Source organism: Polynucleobacter sp. JS-Polo-80-F4, from assembly GCF_018881965.1.
Lineage (GTDB): Bacteria > Pseudomonadota > Gammaproteobacteria > Burkholderiales > Burkholderiaceae > Polynucleobacter.
The window spans coordinates 1,170,278-1,188,592 of the sequence record NZ_JACVPI010000001.1 but is presented as its reverse complement, the minus strand read 5'-3'; the positions used below and the strand labels follow the sequence as shown (position 1 = coordinate 1,188,592).

Genomic DNA, 18,315 nt, shown 5'->3' with positions numbered 1-18,315 from the left:
TTTTGATGCTAAACCTAATTGATAAAATTAGGTACTTATCGCTTATACCTATTACGCTCTTGCTGCCTTCAAAGCTGCATTGAAAGTAGTGCTAGGACGCATTATCGCTTTGCACTTCTCTGAATCAGCAACAAAATAACCGCCGATATCTGCTGGCTTACCTTGAACTGCCTTGAGCTCATCAGCAATTTTCTTCTCATTCTCAATTAAAGTTTTAGCCAAAGGAGCAAAGAAGGCTTGCAATTCTTTATCTTCAGATTGAGCTGCCAATGCCTCGGCCCAGTACATTGCCAAGTAGAACTGGCTACCACGGTTATCCAGTTCACCAGTACGCGGTGATGGTGACTTATTGTTGTCTAACAATTTACCGGTCGCTTCATCCAAAGTACGTGCCAAGATTTTTACCTTGTTGTTACCAGTCTTATCGCCGATATCCTCAAGAGAAACAGCGAGTGCCAAGAACTCACCCAGTGAATCCCAGCGCAAATGGTTCTCTTCAACCAACTGCTGAACGTGCTTAGGAGCAGAACCGCCTGCACCAGTTTCAAACAAGCCGCCACCAGCCATCAAAGGCACGATAGATAACATCTTCGCACTGGTTCCTAATTCCATAATTGGGAACAAGTCAGTGAGGTAGTCACGCAAAATATTACCGGTCACAGAAATAGTGTCCTTGCCACGAATCACACGCTCTAAGGTGTAACGCATTGCACGTGTCTGAGACATGATCTGAATATCTACGCCTTTAAGGTCATAGTCTTTAAGGTAGGTATTCACCTTCTTAATCAACTCTGCTTCATGTGGGCGGTACTCATCAAGCCAGAACACGGCCGGAGTATTTGAGAGGCGCGCACGATTCACGGCCAACTTCACCCAGTCACGAATTGGCGCATCTTTACACTGACACATACGCCAGATGTCACCCTCTTCAACGTTTTGCTCAAGCAATACCGTGCCATCGTCAGCAACAATACGGGCTACACCAGCTTCAGGAATCTCAAAAGTCTTATCGTGTGAACCATACTCTTCAGCCTGTTGAGCCATCAAACCCACATTAGGCACTGTACCCATCGTTGTTGGATCAAAGTTACCGTGCGTCTTGCAGAAATTAATCATTTCTTGATAGATGCGGGCAAATGTACTTTCTGGAATCACGGCCTTGGTGTCATGCAAGCGACCATCCGCGCCCCACATCTTGCCGCCAACACGAATCATCGCAGGCATAGAAGCATCCACGATCACATCGCTTGGAGAATGGAGGTTAGTAATGCCTTTAGCAGAGTCCACCATCGCTAATGCTGGGCGATGCTCATGGCAAGCATGCAAATCTTGAATGATTTCTTCGCGCTTGGATTCTGGCAAAGTTTTAATCTTTTCATACAGGCTGCTCATACCATTGTTGGCATTGACGCCTAGCTCTTCAAACAACTTGGCATGCTTTTCAAAAGCGTCTTTATAGAAGATCTTCACCGCGTGACCGAACACGATTGGGTGAGACACTTTCATCATCGTTGCCTTCACGTGCAAGGACAACATCATGCCAGTCTTGTAAGCATCTTCGATTTCTTTTTCATAGAACTCGCAAAGTGCTTTTTTGCTCATATTCATGCTGTCGATAATTTCACCGGCCAGTAAAGAGACTTTTGGCTTGAGGACAATGGTCTTGCCGCTCTGAGTTACTAAATCCATCTTCACATCACAAGCTTTAGTCATAGTCATTGACTTCTCACTAGAGTAGAAGTCGCCACCATGCATATGAGATACGTGTGTACGCGAGGCCTGGCTCCACTCGCCCATGGAGTGTGGATTTTTACGAGCGTAACGTTTTACTGCAGGAGGGGCACGACGGTCAGAGTTACCTTCACGCAATACTGGATTCACTGAGCTACCCAAGCACTTAGAGTAACGAGCGCGAATAGACTTTTCTTCGTCTGTTTTTGGATCTTCAGGGAAATTTGGAATCTTGTAGCCTTTAACTTGCAACTCTTTAATTGCTGCGAGCAGCTGAGGAACAGAGGCGCTAATGTTAGGTAACTTAATAATGTTGGTGTCAGGCAATAAAGTCATCTTGCCAAGGGCACCTAAGTTGTCGGGCACTTGTTGCTCAGGGGTAAGGCAATCAGAAAACTCAGCCAAGATACGAGCAGCAACAGAAATGTCGCTCGTCACAATCTCTACGCCAGCAGGTGCCGTAAAAGTACGAATGATTGGCAGAAATGCACAAGTTGCCAAAAGCGGCGCCTCATCTGTCAGCGTATAAATAATCTTTGATTTCTCTGAAGCCATGAATGTTTCCTCAATATTGAAAAAATTACAGAGTCAGGTTTTTACCCTGTCGCCCTCAAATCCACACCGAGCAAGTCGCTTTTAGCGCACTTTTGCCAATGAGGCGAGACATCTATTTTAAATCATCGGACTTGGCAAAAATGGCGGTTTTGCACCCGAAAGCGCCCGATATGGGGCAATTTAAGGGAATCCACCGAGGCAGCAGAGGCTATAAATTCGCCGTAAACTGCAAGGCATGACCAGCAAGCATCCATTACTCAATAAAAACCTGGTGCTGCTGATCATTTGTCAGGGGCTATTCCTAACCAATAATGTCACTTTTATCGCTATTAATGGCTTGGTGGGTCTTAGCCTAGCGCCGGTAAGCTGGATGGCCACCCTACCCGTTATGGGCTATGTAGTGGGCGGAGCGTTTTCTACCTCGATTGTGGCCAAGTCCCAAAACTACTTTGGGCGCAAGATTTCCTTCCAATTCGGCTTGCTCATAGCAATGCTGTCAGCGCTGTTGTGCGCTTATGCCGCCGTTAGTAGGAACTTTTGGCTATTGGTCTTAGGTACGTTTATTGCCGGCTATTACAGCGCTAATGGCCAGCTCTATCGCTTCGCTGCTGCAGAGTTAACAGATGTCAGTCAACGAGATAAAGCAGTTTCTTGGGTTTTGGCTGGCGGCATTCTTGGCGCCGTTATTGGACCCAATCTCGCATCGTGGACCCGAGACCTCTTTGACACTGCTTTTCTTGGAGCCTACCTAACGCTATCCATCGCTGGGTTCATTGGTATCTTCGTGATGCAGTTCATTCACTTCCCACAAGAATTTAAGACCCAGCATGCGCTGACGGATGGACGCCCTCTGAAGGTCATCCTCCGACAACCTGCTTTCATGGTTGCCATCATTGGCGCAGCATTGGGCTATGGCGTCATGAACCTTCTCATGGCTGCCACCCCTTTGGCGATGCAAATTTGCGGGCTACCATTTTCTGACACTGCATTAGTTTTGGAATGGCATGTCATAGGTATGTTTGCCCCTGGATTTTTTACAGGATCTCTCATTCAGAGATTTGGGGTCCTGAAAATTATGGGCACCGGAGTTCTGCTGAACTTTATCTGCATTGCCATTGCGCTGACCGGAACGGATCTTCATCAATTCTTCATCGCTTTATTTTTGCTTGGTGTCGGTTGGAACTTTTTATTTACAGGCGCCACCTCTTTGGCAATGACTGCATATCAACCTAACGAACGTGATAAAGCCCAGGCTGTCATCAACTTCTGTGTCTTTGGCACGATGGCCTTCACTTCTTTCGGTTCAGGAGCCCTCATCACCTCTCAGGGCTGGAACATCCTCAACTGGGGATCACTCATTCCCGTGGTCGTTAGCGGACTAGCAATTTACTGGCTCGCCCAACAGCGCAAAATGTTGCGGGCTAAAGCTTAAGAAGTTTTTGCAAGCGGCAAGTTAAATAATAGATTTTGGGGCTTTAACTTCAACTGCTGTTGATCATTCATGGCAATAGCCATATACACCGGCTTGCCGGCCTGAGTCTTGGCTACAGCAGCCTCATCAATAAAGTCCAGGCGGAATAAACAAATTACTTTTTGCAATTCGTCAGCTTCAACTAGCTCTTTGTTATAGAGCTTATTCAATATTTCTGTAGCTGCTGCATCCAAGCCAACATGCCACGACCACTTAGGGTCAGTAATTTGCTGCATCGGTGTAATGCGGACGCTAACACCTAGGAAGTGCTTGACCCACTTCTCTAAGGCACGGCAAAAATAATTAATAGGCTCATGCCCAAAATTTAATTGGACCGCTAAATCAAAATCTTCATTTCGAGTCCAGTACGTTTCTGCATTATCTTCATGAATGACATCTAGATCGGCTGAACGCATGGTCATGGATTTGCCTTTCAGCAAATCCATGATGTTGCCCGTATCACTGGCCTGTGCATTGCGTGTAATAGCCTCTTCATCTGCACCCATCACGATACCGTCTTCGATAACGCTGATTTTCTGAGTTCTAAAAAAGAGTTCGCCCATACGCACTTCTAATGGATGAGCAAGATCGCCCAGAATATGTCTTATAAAAATCTGTGCGAGCTGCGCAATAAATAAAGGCGGGACATCGACACCTTCACCCTTAAACAAGCTCATATAAAAGCTTTCTAAAGAGCTTGAGGCCAATAGGCGCGTCCGATAACGCAGCCAAACACGATAGTTCTCCTGAATATCCTCATCAGCCATTCCAGCAATATCATTTTCAAGCACTTCAGCTCGAGGATTTTGGGTCAGACGCTGATGCAATGAGCGCTCAACAGGGCAAGATTCAGGTACTAGCGCTAGCTCAGGCCTCTCCATATACGTCCGCAAAAAGTCATCTGTCACCAACAGCTGATGATCGGGACTGATTTCCAGAGTGCTATATGCAGAGTTAGTCCAATAATTTGTCATACGTTTTAGCTAAATCAAGGCTACCAAGATAATTTACAAAGCTCAGAATATACTAGCCGCTCAATTTGCGTGAAATAGGAAAACATCATGAGTGAACTCAAAAAAATAGACACCGTTGTAGGCGAGGGTAAAGAAGCTGCCGCAGGCAACCATGTGGACGTACATTACACCGGCTGGCTCTTTGACGAGAAGGCTGCTGACCACAAAGGCCAGAAGTTTGATAGCTCATTGGATCGCGGTCAATTGTTTAGCTTCCCTTTGGGCGCTGGACATGTGATTAAGGGCTGGGACGAAGGCGTAGCGGGCATGAAAATTGGTGGTAAACGTACTCTGATCATCCCTTCTGAAATGGGCTATGGTCCACGCGGTGCTGGCGGCGTGATTCCTCCAAATGCCACTCTGGTATTTGATGTGGAGTTACACGGCGTTAACTAAGCATTCGGATATAGCAGTAAAGCAAAAGCCACCTGAGGGTGGCTTTTTTATGCTGCGATTTAGTAATGATCCAACTTCTTAGGAGCGCAAATCCTTGCCATTTAGAGTTAGGCGATTGGGCGAGCGATTTTGACATAAGCCGATAAGACGATTTCTTTCAGCCATGACCTTGTCAGCATAACCACCATCATCCTCAGCATTGGCAGCACCAACGTAGTACTTCAAGCCGTTACGCAATGAGCCTGCAGTAGCAATGAGGTATTTAAGAATGTAGGCGCCAACCCGAATATTCACTTCAGGTTTAGCAGCTTCAGAAGTTCCACCAAAGATTGCATACTTGTCTTTGTGCACTGAAGTCATTACCTGCATGAGACCTTCGGCACCTGCATGGCTCTTCGTGTTTGGATTGAAATTAGATTCAACTGAGATCACTGCCAATAAAAGCACTGGATCAATATTGACTTCTTTAGCAATCAAGATCGTGTTTGAAACATACTCTTCAATCTTGGCGCGATCTAAGCTGTACTTCTTTTCGAAAAAGTCAGCAACAGCACGTTGATTTTGAATAGAGCCCATCAAATTACTATCCAAAGCTTGGGGATCCATCTTCGAGACCGGGATACGATCAGACAAATGAGAAATAGACTTCACCTGCATTTGCGCTACAGAAGGCATTAACAGAGCAACTGTTTGCTGTTTAGCGCTTGCCAAGCCGGTAGCAGCTTGCGCTTTTGATTTGCCATAGATAACTGCAGCAATTTCAGTATCGGCAACTTGAGCAGCCACTGCTTCATTGGAATCTTTATATTGGTTGAGCATGCCAAAGCCATTGCTCCAAACCATGTGACGAGCTTCATCAGGCACCAGGATGCGGGCTAGGTCAAAAGGACCGGCATTGGTGCCGTTACCTGAGAGCCAGAGACCTACGACCATAAATACGGTAACAACGAGAAGGCCATTAATGACTCGATAGACTGGAGCCATGGCATGCGCTAGCAGTTGTTTGGCAGTCAACATCGTTGGCTGCGTGTTCTGCATATCGCTCAAATTGTTAGTTAAACATTTACTCATTCATTGTTTGCAAGACCTCAAAAAACGAGACTATCGTTTTATGCTGCATTGCAATATCTTAAAAACATGGGTCATCCTAAGAAGTTTCTTATATCAAGTCAAGAATAAGGAATATCAAACCCATAACTTATTGATCTAGAAATCCGGGAGATCCCGAAGATGCCCCCTAAAAATCATATATAAATCAATTAAATCAATCACTTATAGAAGTTAGGATACACTAATTTCACTCTATAAAAAATTGGCTGAAAAAGGACTTTTTTACGTTTTAGACCAAAAATTTAGCTTCAAAAACCATACATCTAGTGCTTTGACTCCTGAGATTTTCTAGGGGTAGTAGCAAGTCCAAAGTTATTAAGAGGCGCTATTTAACAAAGGCTTTGCGTTGAAAAATAGATTCTTACCCCTAGAAAAAAGGGTGAGGGGCACGATTCTTATTAGCTCTGTAGCTAGTCCACGATAAAAAGATGAGGAAATCTAAAGCAGAGGTCATACACTGATAACCCATGAAATTCCTTCGCAACCTTCTTGCCCTTGTAGCGGTCTCCGCTGCTTGCAACGCTCTTGCTGCGTTTGAGGAATGCAAGGATTTATTTCCAACTCAGCAAATACCAGTCACATCTCAAGTTGGACGTGATCTTTGCTTTGATAGTTTTGCGATCTACTACTCCCCGCGGGATAAGAAACCGATCTATACAGTTGAGAAACTCAATAAAGAGGGGCTTTCCGCTCCACACCCTCGCAGAACCAACCAGTTCTACGAAGAAGCTAGGCTACCCTTCTCTGAAAGAGCTCTACTTTCAGATTACCGTGGCAGCGGGTATGACCGAGGTCATAACGCTCCAGCTGGAGATATGAACAATGAACGCTCTATGGCCCAATCATTTTCTTTGGCCAACATGATGCCCCAAGCAAGACAGAATAATCAGGGCATCTGGGCCAAGAATGTCGAGGAACCCACTAGAGCTTATGTCAAAAGAGCTGCTGGTGATGTTTACGTATTTACTGGGTCGGTTGGAAATAGCGGGAGCATTGGACGTGGACAAGTCACTATTCCTAGCTATCTATATAAGCTGGTTTATGACCCCAATAAAAATGAAGCTTGGGCTTATTGGGTCGAAAATACCAATGAAGCCAGAATGAGTCCACCAATCTCTTATTCAGAGTTGGTACAAAAAACGGGGATAGATTTTCATTTGCCGGTGGATCGCAATTCCAACAAACCATCCCTAATAGCGTCAGAACCCATAAAAATAAAGAGTCAGAAGCAATTACTTGGTGGATGGTATCCCGTATTTTTTGATGAATATGTCCCAAGTAAGCTAAATGATGTCATCAACAATATCAAGTCAGGCAAGGTAGCAAGCATCCAAGTTCAATATGACCGTAATGAAGCCTTGGCAAAGCAGATTGCAGCACAAGTAGAATCGCAAACCAAGCTACAACCCAGCCTAACGCAAAGCAGTCCACCAGAATCATCAACCGCAACTTACGAACGCAATCGCGTTACGCTGATCGTTCGCTCAAAGTAATTTAGACTTGGCCTGCAAGCCATGAGCCCTTTGTATTGGGGCTAACAGTCCACGTAGGCCATTGTGGTCTAGGGTGTGCATTAATTCCAATAACTCACCAAGCTCGCCCTTAGGGAAACCTTCGCGAGCAAACCACGCCAGGTAGTTTCCAGGCAAATCAGCTAATGCTCGGCCCGCATGCTTCCCAAAGGGCATCTTCATTAAAACCAATTTTTCCAAGGACTCAGCGTTCATTGGGGGGAATCTTACAAGCAAAGCGGAATAGGCCTAAAGATTTCACCATTTTCTTGGTAATGGTCATTTATCTATTTGAGAATCATTCTCATTTAATGATATATTGAGAACCGTTCTCATTTAGATTTTTAACCATTAACCTTAAGAGACCAAGAAATTGACCATTAATAGACTTCTCGCATTTAGCCTTTTATTAGTAGCCACCCTGCATTGTTCTTTTGCTCACGCTGGTGAGGGAGCATTTGGCTGGATATACACCCTTGATTTGCAGCCTAAGGGTAAGTTGGAGTTTGAGCAGCGCCTGCAGCTGAATAAACAACAAGCGGCTGGAACTTACGATGCATGGACTGCTAGAACAGAGTTGGAATACGGACTAACTAATGACTTGCAGATAGCTGGATATATCAACTCTTACTACACAAGCGCCAATCAAAATTACACAAACCCTGAGGCATGCGGGGACTCGCCAACGTGTACCGGTGGGTATGGAGTTCCCTCCTCGCATGATCCATCGACTGCCTATAAAAAAAGTGGGATCGAAGGTGGCTCTCTAGAGGCTATCTATCGCATCACCAATCCAGTCACTTCGCCAGTAGGTGTGGGACTGTATCTCGAGCCAACATGGGGTAGAAATAAAGATGAATTAGAAGCCAGATTATTGCTGCAATCGAATTTTATCGATGACCGCTTGATTTTGGCAGGCAACGTTGTGGTTGCGAACGAACGCTTGAAGTTTATCGAGAATGGAAACGTACCAGAATCGATGTTGGATTTCCTAGTTGGCGCAAGCTATCGGTTTGCTCCCAAATGGTCCGCTGGCGTAGAGGCGCGCTTTCATAACGATTATTCAGAGTTGAACTTACGTAATCAAGTGCAAAGAGCTACTTTTGTAGGCCCCAATATGCACTACGCAGCTAAGGACTGGTGGGTAACAGGCGCATGGCGTTATCAACTTGCCGGCGGAACCTGTATGGGTGGCGGTGAGGCGGAATGCTCTAACGCACGCGTTTGGGATAGCCATTCAGTAAATGAATTCATTGTCAAAGTTGGTTTTCCTCTTAACTGAAAAATAAATGAAAGAGCTTATGGAAACACAGAATCTATTAGTTGCGGCCCTGAGTCACTTGTTGAAGTTTCAAGCCACCCAATGCCAAACAGCCAAGGAGAGAGCATTAATGATGTTTGAAACACTCTCTAACCTTAAAGACATCAACCCCGATATCCAAACGCTATGTAATGAAGCCAACGAATTACTTGCCACCTAAATTGAAATGATGATCTGGAAACCTAACCCCTTAGCGCTTATTGGCATAGCCATGATTAGCGTGCCCATCATTGCGCATGCAAAAATATATGTTTCTGCTGAGCAGGTACAAAAAATTCTTTTCCCCAACAAAACACTCACAAAAAATCCCATCATCATTACAGATGATCTACAAGATAAGATGCGCTCCGCATCTAGCATCCGGCACCCCTTTCAAGGGGATCGGATTTGGAAAGCATCTGATGGTAGCTGGCTAGTAATTGACGAGGTCGTCGGTAAGCATGAAATGATTACCTATGCCGTTGCCATCAACCCCAACGGTAGTGTTGCTGGAATAGAAGTTTTGGAATACGTTGAGTCTTATGGCTATGAAGTAGCAGAAGCACAATGGCGTAAACAGTTTGTAGGCAAGACAGCAAACGACCCTATTAAGCTCAATCAAGATATTCAGAACATTGGCGGCGCCACCCTATCTTGCAAGCATCTCACTGATGGGGTGAAGCGGATAACGGTTCTATATGACTTGGCCCTGAAGAATATCTCCTCATCAGCGGCCCAAGCCCAGATATCTAAAGCAAAATGATTCGGTGCAAACCCCTCCTTGGAACCTTTGTTGAGATCTCTATAGATCAAGATGTTGGGCAAGAGGCTATTGATAATGCCTTTGCAGCCATTCAAAATGTTCATGACCTTATGGGATTTCATAACCCTCAAAGTGAACTTAGCCAAATTAATCAACGCGCCCACTCAGAAGCAGTTGAAATTCATCCATGGACTGCGCAAGTTATCCAAATTGCAAAGGAGGTTCATATTGAATCTGATGGTTTATTTAACTGTGGAATCGGTTACCGCCTAGTTGCTGCGGGGCTATTGCCGCAACACATTACCTTCACCAATCATGATCTCGGCGGTATTGAAGATATTCACTTCTTGGCGCCTGACCTCATTCTGTCTGACCGTCCGGTTTGTCTAGATCTTGGTGGAATTGCTAAAGGGTTTGCCGTAGATATGGCAGTAAGAGTATTAATATCAGAGGGCATCACATCTGGTTCAGTCAATGCTGGTGGAGACATGCGGGTATTCGGAAGCACCTCATTTCCCATTCAAATTCGCCACCCCGAGATACCTGAGGGGTTAATTGAAGTTGGCTCATTGAAAGATGGCGCTATTGCTACTAGTAGTCTTTACTTTGCAAAACGAGACAACCAGAAGAGTCACATCATCAACCCCCTAGCTCAGCATGGTTCTGAAGTTCATGCCGAGATTTCGGGATCATTCTCCATTCTTGCAAAAGAATGTGTTTATGCAGATGCACTAACTAAGGTTTTGGCTTTATCCAATAATGAGCATCACCCCTGCTTTAGTCGTTTCTCGGCAAAAGCACTAAGGATTACAGCATGAGCCGCCTTGGAAAGATGCCCAACTGGCAAAGAACATTTGTCATTTGCGGCCTGATGACTTGCTCCTTTACAGGCCTGATGTACTTACTAGGCCATCAATTCCAAATTCAAAGATCGGCTCTTGGTACGCATAGTATCTTGGTAGCCCATGGAATTGCGGCAATGCTAGCTACCTTGGCTATTGGCTCAGTACTGCCCTTTCATATTAAGGCGGGCTACAAGTCCAAGAAGCAGTGGTGGAGCGGCTTTAGTCAACTGGGTTTTCTTGCTGTACTACTTATTTCCGGGGCTCTGCTGTATTACGGCCCTGAAGAGATAAGAGATGGAGTGATAGATACCCACTGGATAGTGGGCCTCCTATTTTTTACCATTTTTATATTTCACGCATTTACTAAGCTACGTGTAAATAGCCATCGTCATTAGTGCCCATGGCTAGAGGACATTGGTGCATCAACCGCATGGATGCCATCCTGATAGCCAAGCAATCCCGGATCAAGCATTCCACTAATCATCGCAACGTGTCCAAAGACTAAAAATAGTGCAACGCAGATTGCATGAATCTTGAGCTTACCTTCTTGATCCAATTGCTTGTTCACGAAACCCATTTCTTGCAAGGCAATCCAGATCAATGGCAATCCACCAATTAAATAAGACCCCACTGCCACCACATCAATTACTGTTCTCCACTCTCCTGCCTGGGTGATAGGAATAACCGCAGTAAACAAGAGATAGCCAATAACTCCAATGAAGTAAATACCAACCGCCGCACCTGCGAAGCGGTTAAGACTCCACCCAAAACCATGAAATTTTCTGGTAAATAAAATATAGAGCTCTGTAATTGCTAAAGTTTCAGCAAGCACAATCGGAATCGCCATAAAGATCATGAGATTCCAAGGCTGGTTCTCTGACAATAACTGCATGTAATGGGTCATGTTCATGTTGAATTCCTAAAGTAGCCAAAAATAGAGGGTATACACATTAAGCACATACCCCTTAAATCCATTTCAGGATTACTTGCAGCAAGAGTCTTTATTGGAAGCGCTTCCACACGAATTAATTCCCAATAAAGGATAGGCAGGGCAAAAACGAAATAATCCTGTTGCAAGTGGAATGAGGCCAAGCCAACCCCACCAACCCACGACACCGTTTGCAGCCAGGCCAACCAATAATGCGCCTACAGCAATTCTGAGAATCCGGTCAATACCGCCGACATTGCATTTCATATTGAACTCCTTTTGGTAAAAAAAGACTTTGATGTGGTTTAACGATTACCTTTTGCAATAGTATTTGTAGAGCAAGCTCATCACGGCTACGGCTACCTCACTAGCTAGAGAATAGTAAATTTGCTTACCTGATCTGCGTGTCTTTACTAACTTTTCCTTACGCAGGACTGTTAGCTGCTGGGATAAAGTAGGTTGATGCAAATCTAAAGCATCCTCCAATTCACTGACGCATTTCTCACCTTGGCCGATTTCGCATAACAGCATCATGCGGTCACTATTGGATAAGACTTTCATGAGCTTACAGGCATCGGCTGCTGAAGCCTGCATTTTTTTCAGTTCAGATTTTGTAATAGTCATATTAAAGAGCATTCAACGGAATTTTTAAATATGATGTGCCATTGGCCTCTGGCGCAGGAAGATGACCTGCGCGAATATTGACCTGAATCGATGGCAGTATGAGATTGGGCATATCTAAGGTGGCATCTCTTTTATTTCGCATTTGTACAAATTGCTCTTCACCAATACCCTCGTGCACATGGATATTAGACTTTTTCTCTTCGCCAACTGTTGTGCAATAGGCCGCAGGGCGATCTGTAGGCGGATAGTCATGGCACATATACAGCTTCGTCTCATCAGGGTAAGCTAATACTTTCTGAATAGACTTATATAAAGTCTGAGCACTACCCCCAGGAAAGTCGCACCGCGCTGTGCCAACATCAGGCATAAATAGAGTATCCCCAACAAATAAGGCATTGCCAATCTCATAAGCCATACAAGCAGGAGTATGTCCTGGTACATACAGCGCTTTTAAGGAGAGGCCTCCAAATGCAAGAGATTCGCCATCTTTCAATAAATAATCAAATTGAGATCCGTTAACAGCAAACTGATCATCTAGATTAAAGACCCCTTTAAAAACATTCTGAACACTAGTGATGTGATCTCCAATAACAATCTTGCCGCCTAGCTTGCTTTGAATGTAGGGTGCTGCCGTTAGGTGGTCTGCGTGCGCATGGGTTTCTAAAACCCAAGTTAGCTGCAATTGCTCGCTTTGTATAAAACCAATTACTTCATCAGCAGATTTTGTTAAGGTTCGACCTGATTTTGGGTCATAGTTCATCACTGAATCAATCACTATGCATGGGCTTTGCTTACCTGCATAAACGACATAGGTAAAAGTCCAGGTTTCTGGATCAAAAAAGGCCTTAACATTGGCTTGAATATCTGATTTCATGGCAATCTTTCCTGACAATATCGCAGTTACGCTTGAAAAGAGTAATTAATATATTTATTTATATATTATCTTAATATAAAATTAATTGCAATGGACTATTCAATCTTCATCAGCCCCTGCTTAGGTCTTTTTGTAGGCCTATTAATGGGCCTAACCGGCGCTGGCGGCGGGATCCTGTCAGTTCCTTTGCTGGTGTTCATCCTGCATTTACCGGTAGCTGAAGCAGCTCCAATTTCTCTCTCAGCAATTGCACTCTCCGCAGGGGTTGGCGCCCTATTAGGACTAAAAAATAAGATTCTTCGGTATAAAGCCGCAGGATTTATGGCGATGTTTGGATTGATACTTTCTCCAATAGGCTTGTGGGCATCGCAACGCATTCCAAATGCTCCGCTGTTAATTCTTTTTAGCTGCACACTGTTCTACGTTTCCATTCGGCTTTATCGGCAAGCATATAAAGAAATTCATGGCATACCTGATTTTGAAGGAAAGCCTCCACCACCATGCTTACTTGATTCTTCCAGGGGAAAGTTATCCTGGAATATTCCCTGCGCTAGAGCACTCATGTTTTCTGGTGGACTAGCAGGTCTTCTATCCGGACTCTTGGGTGTAGGTGGAGGCTTTGTAATTGTTCCTGCACTTAAGCGCTATACCGATTTACCAGTGAAATCGATAGTGGCTACTTCATTGGGCGTGCTTGCCATTATTGCGGGTGGCGGCACTCTTTTCTCAGCCATCACCGGAAATCTTGATCTCGTAATTGCAGCGCCTTTTGCATTAGGCGCCTTGCTTGGCCTACTGATTGGCAGGGGATTTGGTAAAAAACTCAGCGGCCCTAGATTGCAGCAAATTTTTTCCATACTAACGTTTGTGGTGGCTATCAGCCTAATTCTCAAAGGCGTCAATAGTCTATGAGAAGGCCATTGGCATCTTTTATCTATATTTTTGCATTCATCATGTTAGGAGCTCTACTGATGTCGATATCCAAACCTAGCTCTTTGTTATCTAGCTCTATTAACTCTATATCCGGGATCGTTAGCAATCTCAATAATGAGTTACTTGAATACGTTAATCCCGAAAAGCCTACGCACGATCATTCCTCGGTTTACTACAAACGCTTCTTCATCTCCAAATTTAACTTGGGTGATGAAGCAATCGAAGCAAAGTTTTCAGCCCCAATGCAGATTGCTGAGGGCGATCAAATCACTGTGTCTGGATATCAAAAAGATGGCGCTTTTCAAGTTCTCGCCTATAACAACCAAACACAGCAGGTCACTAGTAATGAAAATTGGCTTGTGCTGATGTTGGGCGCCCTATTCTTCTTTGGAGTGGCAATTGGCTTGCTTAATAGTGAATTAGTTGCCGAAGGCGCACTCATCCCCAAACTCTTTTTATTCGGATTTACTTTGGTGGCAATCTATATGGGATACCGAGCACTCTTGATACGCGAGGCCATTAAGCTAATTTCCAATTAAGTTGGCACTGAAATAGAAAAAGCCCTTATTACTAAGGGCTTTTTTATTACTCGCAGTTTAGTGATCTGCTTGATGCGCTACTTAATGGCCACCAGCACCACCTAAGTAAGCCGCTTTCACAGCTGGATCATCTTTGAGCTTAGCAGCAGGTCCATGAGTAGCGATCTTACCGTTCTCAAGTACATAACCGTAATCAGCCACATTCAAGGCCGCAGCAGCGAACTGCTCAACTAGCAACATTGTTACGCCTTGTGACTTGAGGTTAGAGATGATCTTAAACACTTCCTCAACCAAGATTGGAGCGAGACCCATTGATGGCTCATCCAAGAGAATGATCTCAGGATTCAACATCACAGCACGAGCCATAGCCAGCATCTGTTGCTCGCCACCTGATAGTGTTCCAGCCAACTGGTTGCGACGCTCTTTGAGGCGCGGGAACATTTCGAGAGACTTCTCCAGATCGTTCTTAATATCGCCTTTTGGACGGCTACCTGTAAAGCGTGGAAATGCGCCAAGCAACAAGTTGTCAGTTACAGACATGGTTGTAAACACACGGCGACCTTCTGGGCTGTGAGCCAAACCTAAACGAGCGATTTTATGAGAGTCGTAACCGTCAATTTTTTCGCCGCCTAATGTGACTTCACCAGCCGTTGGTTTGATCATACCGGTGATAGCGCGCATAGTGGTGGTTTTGCCAGCACCGTTAGAGCCAATCAAAGTAATCACCTGTCCTTTAGGAACATCAATATTGATGCCGTGGAGGACTTTGACTTTGCCGTAGCCTGCTTCAAGATTCTTAATAGATAACATGGTATTTACCGATTCAATATGTTCTAGTGATTAAGTACCCAAGTAGGCATGAATCACCTTCTCGTCTGCCTGAACTTCAGCTGGTTTACCTTCTGCAATCTTCTGACCGAAGTCCAATACAGAAACGGTATCGCAAACTGACATCACCACATCCATGTGATGCTCAATCAGGATGAAGGTAATACCGCTATCGCGGATCTTACGAATAATACGCAAGAGCTCTTTAATGTCAGGGGCTGTCAAACCTGCGGCTGGCTCATCCAACAAGAGCAACTCAGGGTCCAATGCCAAGGCACGAGCAATCTCCAGTAAACGCTGCTTACCGTATGGCAAGTTACGCGCTTCTTCATTCGCTAAATCATCTAAGCCAACGAATTTGAGCAATGCCATTGCACGAGCATGTGCTTCAGCCTCTTCTTTCTTATAACGTGGCAGATGCAATGCGATCTCTACCATGTTTGATTTGAAGGTGTGATGTAAGCCAACCAAAATATTTTGGATCGCTGTCATTTCACCGAAGAGCTGAACGTTCTGGAAGGTACGTGCAATACCAGACAAAGCAATGTCAGAGGAAGTCTTACCAACCACGCTCTCACCTGCGTACAACACGTTACCTGCTGTAGGCACATAAATACCAGTCAACACGTTCATCATGGTGCTCTTACCGGAACCGTTAGGACCGATCAAACCGTGAATAGTGCCGCGCTTGATACTTAGATCTACATTATTCAAAGCCTTCAAGCCACCAAACTGCATTAATACAGAGTCCACTTTCAGGAGCTCGGCGCCAGTGTTTTGATTGGCAACAGTGCTAATGAAGCTGACGGAATCATCCACCACTTCAGCATCACCGCCACGAGTGGTTTTAGCTTTACCAACGATAGTTTGGTAGAAGCTCTTAGCAAAACCAACAATACCGTTTTGCAAGTAGTAAACCACCAACAAAATCATGAAGCCGAAAATACTCAGGCGCCAGTCAGAGATGCTATTGAGCCAGAATGAGAACGCAGCTAAACCAACTACACCTGCGATAGGAACCGCAACACGTCGTGGGGTAGTCGCCTTCTTAGACAAGGCCAATGCAGCACCAGCTACCACTACGATTGCAATAATCGAAGCCACAATACGGAACAAGAAGATATCGTCCAGTAGTTTTGGCAACAACACAATGATGGCAGCACCAATCACCGCACCTAAGCGTGACTTACGTCCGCCCATAATGATGCCGAGCAAGAACAGAACAGCCAATTCATTGTTGTAGGTATTTGGTGAAATATATTGCTCAGAGTAGGCATACAAGCAACCAGCCAAACCAGCAAAGCCAGCGCTAATCACAAATGCAATCACCTTAAAGCGATATACGGATACACCCATACAGTCACAAGCAATTGGGGAATCGCGCAAGGCTTCAAATGCACGACCGATTTGAGATTTCACAAAACGGTCAACTACGATGAGGGAAATAATCAAAACTGCAGAAACTAACCAGAAGTACTCAGCCTTAGTCATTGGGACGCCCATTAACTCTGGCTTTGGAATCTTGATACCCAAAGGACCTTCAGTCAACCAAGTCATTTCGTTAATCAGAATCTGGGCGATCGTACCGAAAGCCAAGGTCACCATCGCCAAGTAAGGTCCGATTACCTTCAGCGCTGGCAAAGCCAAAATTCCACCAAAGATCGCAGTCACAATAATGGAAGCTGGAATGTTGATCCAAATTGGGAAGCCAAAGTGGAAATACAAAACACCAGCGGTATAGGAACCGATTCCAAAAAGGGCTGCGTGCCCCAAAGAAACCTGGCCAACATAACCGACCACAATATCTAAACCAAATAACAAGATGGTGTAGATCAGAATCGTTTCAACTAAGTGAATGTAATAAGGATTATGGATAAATAGGGGCAATACAAACAGCCCAGCAATCGCAATTAATATGGGTAATAGAGACTTCAATTTCATCATTAAACTTTCTTAATCGCAGATTTACCGAAGAGACCAGATGGTTTGTACGCCAACACAAGCAATAACAAAATCAAACCAGGCACATCTTTATAGCCAGTAGAAATATAAAAACCGGTTGCTGTTTCTACGATACCGAGAATCAAACCACCAACAATAATTCCGAGGCCGCTAGATAAGCCGCCAATAATCGCAACTGCAAAAGCCTTTAAACCTAAGGCGCCGCCCATAGTCGCACCAGTCAAGGTTAGAGGTGCAATCAATACACCTGCAAACGCTGCTGTCAAAGAAGAAAGTGCATAAGAGAACGTAATAACTACGCTAGTGTTAATGCCCATGAGACCAGCTGCATCACGATCGTTTGCAGTAGCAACAACCGCCTTACCGTAAATCGTTTTACGGTTAAAGAACTCTACCAACAACATCATGACCAATGCACCAACTACTACCAAAATTTCCATCGGGAGAATATTGGCGCCTAAGAAATTCATTGGCTCCATTGGCAACGGGGATGGGAATGGCAATGCATCACGACCCCAGATGTTTTCAGCCACGTTCTTGAAAATAATACCGAGCGCGATGGTAGACATAATCCAACCAAACTCGGATTTGATCTTGATTGCAGGACGCACGCCGATCAACTCAACAAAGCTACCTTGGATCATTCCGAATAAACAAACTACAGGAATCATTACCCAATAGTTCATACCAAAAGTATCTACGCAGGTTAAGCCTACAAGAGCACCTAGCATCAGCGCTTCACCCTGACCGAAGTTCAAGGTGCCAGATGTGGCAAATGTGAGCTGAAAGCCGAAAGCGATGACCGCGTAGATCATCCCCACCGCTATGCCGCTCGAGAGGATTTGTGCAAACATGTCCATGTTATTGGCCTAAATATTCTAAAAACTGTTTTATTAACGAATCCGTCATTGTAAGCAAAACGCCGCTTGTAG

General features: G+C 44.7%; 21 protein-coding genes. 10 read left to right on the top strand and 11 right to left on the bottom strand.

The window, feature by feature from the left end; translation table 11 throughout:
• Positions 1-51: 51 nt before the first annotated feature.
• The gene (locus ICN20_RS06125) at positions 52-2,286 is read right to left on the bottom strand and encodes an NADP-dependent isocitrate dehydrogenase (protein WP_216238827.1); all 2,235 of its coding nucleotides are present in this window, start codon (positions 2,284-2,286) and stop codon (positions 52-54) included.
• A gap of 235 nt (positions 2,287-2,521) precedes the next feature.
• Here ICN20_RS06125 and ICN20_RS06120 point away from each other — a divergent pair, with 235 nt between their 5' ends.
• A complete protein-coding gene (locus ICN20_RS06120) occupies positions 2,522-3,718 on the top strand; it encodes an MFS transporter (protein ID WP_216238825.1) in 1,197 nt (398 codons plus the stop codon).
• Here ICN20_RS06120 and ICN20_RS06115 read toward each other — a convergent pair.
• A complete protein-coding gene (locus ICN20_RS06115; RefSeq protein ID WP_216238824.1) occupies positions 3,715-4,731 on the bottom strand; it encodes a DUF6352 family protein in 1,017 nt (338 codons plus the stop codon). The two genes, ICN20_RS06120 and ICN20_RS06115, sit on opposite strands and share 4 nt — an antisense overlap.
• 87 nt (positions 4,732-4,818) lie before the next feature.
• Between ICN20_RS06115 and ICN20_RS06110 the strand changes: the two genes are divergently transcribed.
• Positions 4,819-5,166: an FKBP-type peptidyl-prolyl cis-trans isomerase gene (locus ICN20_RS06110; protein ID WP_215362092.1), complete on the top strand. Its 348-nt coding sequence runs from the start codon at positions 4,819-4,821 to the stop codon at positions 5,164-5,166.
• A gap of 78 nt (positions 5,167-5,244) precedes the next feature.
• Here ICN20_RS06110 and ICN20_RS06105 read toward each other — a convergent pair whose 3' ends face one another.
• Positions 5,245-6,204, bottom strand: a complete 960-nt coding sequence (locus tag ICN20_RS06105) for a transglycosylase SLT domain-containing protein (RefSeq protein WP_255534669.1) — start codon at positions 6,202-6,204, stop codon at positions 5,245-5,247.
• Between the two features lie 539 nt (positions 6,205-6,743).
• On the opposite strand from ICN20_RS06105, the gene ICN20_RS06100 reads away from it, so the two are divergent.
• Positions 6,744-7,769 (top strand): DNA/RNA non-specific endonuclease, encoded by a 1,026-nt coding sequence (locus tag ICN20_RS06100; RefSeq protein WP_216238822.1) that lies wholly within the window; start codon positions 6,744-6,746, stop codon positions 7,767-7,769.
• Here ICN20_RS06100 and ICN20_RS06095 read toward each other — a convergent pair.
• Positions 7,761-8,003 carry a DUF3820 family protein gene (locus ICN20_RS06095; protein ID WP_215359302.1) on the bottom strand — a complete coding sequence of 81 codons (243 nt, stop codon included), beginning with the start codon at positions 8,001-8,003 and terminating at the stop codon, positions 7,761-7,763. The genes ICN20_RS06100 and ICN20_RS06095 overlap by 9 nt on opposite strands.
• Before the next feature lie 157 nt (positions 8,004-8,160).
• On the opposite strand from ICN20_RS06095, the gene ICN20_RS06090 reads away from it, so the two are divergent.
• The 5 genes from ICN20_RS06090 to ICN20_RS06070 are packed head-to-tail and all read left to right on the top strand — an operon-like array spanning position 8,161 to position 11,090.
• Positions 8,161-9,069 (top strand): DUF6662 family protein, encoded by a 909-nt coding sequence (locus ICN20_RS06090; protein WP_216238818.1) that lies wholly within the window; start codon positions 8,161-8,163, stop codon positions 9,067-9,069.
• Positions 9,070-9,088: 19 nt separating this feature from the next.
• Entirely contained in the window at positions 9,089-9,268 is a 180-nt protein-coding gene (locus tag ICN20_RS06085) for a hypothetical protein (protein ID WP_216238816.1), read from the top strand.
• A 6-nt stretch (positions 9,269-9,274) separates the two neighbouring features.
• The gene (locus tag ICN20_RS06080; RefSeq protein WP_255534668.1) at positions 9,275-9,850 is read left to right on the top strand and encodes an FMN-binding protein; all 576 of its coding nucleotides are present in this window, start codon (positions 9,275-9,277) and stop codon (positions 9,848-9,850) included.
• Entirely contained in the window at positions 9,847-10,668 is an 822-nt protein-coding gene (locus tag ICN20_RS06075) for an FAD:protein FMN transferase (protein ID WP_216238814.1), read from the top strand. The genes ICN20_RS06080 and ICN20_RS06075 overlap by 4 nt, the downstream gene beginning before the upstream one ends.
• Complete coding sequence (locus ICN20_RS06070) at positions 10,665-11,090, top strand: hypothetical protein (RefSeq protein WP_216238811.1); 426 nt, start codon at positions 10,665-10,667, stop codon at positions 11,088-11,090. Before ICN20_RS06075 ends, ICN20_RS06070 begins: the two co-directional genes overlap by 4 nt.
• Here ICN20_RS06070 and ICN20_RS06065 read toward each other — a convergent pair.
• From ICN20_RS06065 to ICN20_RS06050, 4 genes are all read right to left on the bottom strand, one after another.
• A complete protein-coding gene (locus ICN20_RS06065; protein ID WP_216238809.1) occupies positions 11,087-11,605 on the bottom strand; it encodes a DUF6803 family protein in 519 nt (172 codons plus the stop codon). The two genes, ICN20_RS06070 and ICN20_RS06065, sit on opposite strands and share 4 nt — an antisense overlap.
• A 72-nt stretch (positions 11,606-11,677) precedes the next feature.
• On the bottom strand, positions 11,678-11,890 hold the full coding sequence (locus ICN20_RS06060; protein WP_216238807.1) for a DUF2892 domain-containing protein: 213 nt from the start codon (positions 11,888-11,890) through the stop codon (positions 11,678-11,680).
• Between the two features lie 45 nt (positions 11,891-11,935).
• Positions 11,936-12,247 carry a metalloregulator ArsR/SmtB family transcription factor gene (locus ICN20_RS06055; RefSeq protein ID WP_216238805.1) on the bottom strand — a complete coding sequence of 104 codons (312 nt, stop codon included), beginning with the start codon at positions 12,245-12,247 and terminating at the stop codon, positions 11,936-11,938.
• 1 nt (position 12,248) lies between these two features.
• Positions 12,249-13,121, bottom strand: coding sequence for an MBL fold metallo-hydrolase (locus tag ICN20_RS06050; protein WP_216860191.1), 873 nt, complete (start codon positions 13,119-13,121; stop codon positions 12,249-12,251).
• 90 nt (positions 13,122-13,211) lie between these two features.
• On the opposite strand from ICN20_RS06050, the gene ICN20_RS06045 reads away from it, so the two are divergent.
• On the top strand, positions 13,212-14,033 hold the full coding sequence (locus ICN20_RS06045; RefSeq protein WP_216238802.1) for a sulfite exporter TauE/SafE family protein: 822 nt from the start codon (positions 13,212-13,214) through the stop codon (positions 14,031-14,033).
• Positions 14,034-14,092: 59 nt separating this feature from the next.
• Positions 14,093-14,593, top strand: coding sequence for a hypothetical protein (locus ICN20_RS06040; RefSeq protein WP_216238801.1), 501 nt, complete (start codon positions 14,093-14,095; stop codon positions 14,591-14,593).
• An 81-nt stretch (positions 14,594-14,674) separates the two neighbouring features.
• Here the strand turns inward: ICN20_RS06040 and ICN20_RS06035 are convergent, their stop codons facing one another.
• The 3 genes from ICN20_RS06035 to ICN20_RS06025 are packed head-to-tail and all read right to left on the bottom strand — an operon-like array spanning position 14,675 to position 18,243.
• Positions 14,675-15,403 (bottom strand): ABC transporter ATP-binding protein, encoded by a 729-nt coding sequence (locus ICN20_RS06035; RefSeq protein ID WP_215348454.1) that lies wholly within the window; start codon positions 15,401-15,403, stop codon positions 14,675-14,677.
• 30 nt (positions 15,404-15,433) lie between these two features.
• On the bottom strand, positions 15,434-17,362 hold the full coding sequence (locus ICN20_RS06030; protein WP_216240322.1) for an ATP-binding cassette domain-containing protein: 1,929 nt from the start codon (positions 17,360-17,362) through the stop codon (positions 15,434-15,436).
• Between the two features lie 2 nt (positions 17,363-17,364).
• On the bottom strand, positions 17,365-18,243 hold the full coding sequence (locus ICN20_RS06025) for a branched-chain amino acid ABC transporter permease (RefSeq protein WP_216227097.1): 879 nt from the start codon (positions 18,241-18,243) through the stop codon (positions 17,365-17,367).
• Positions 18,244-18,315 lie beyond the last annotated feature (72 nt).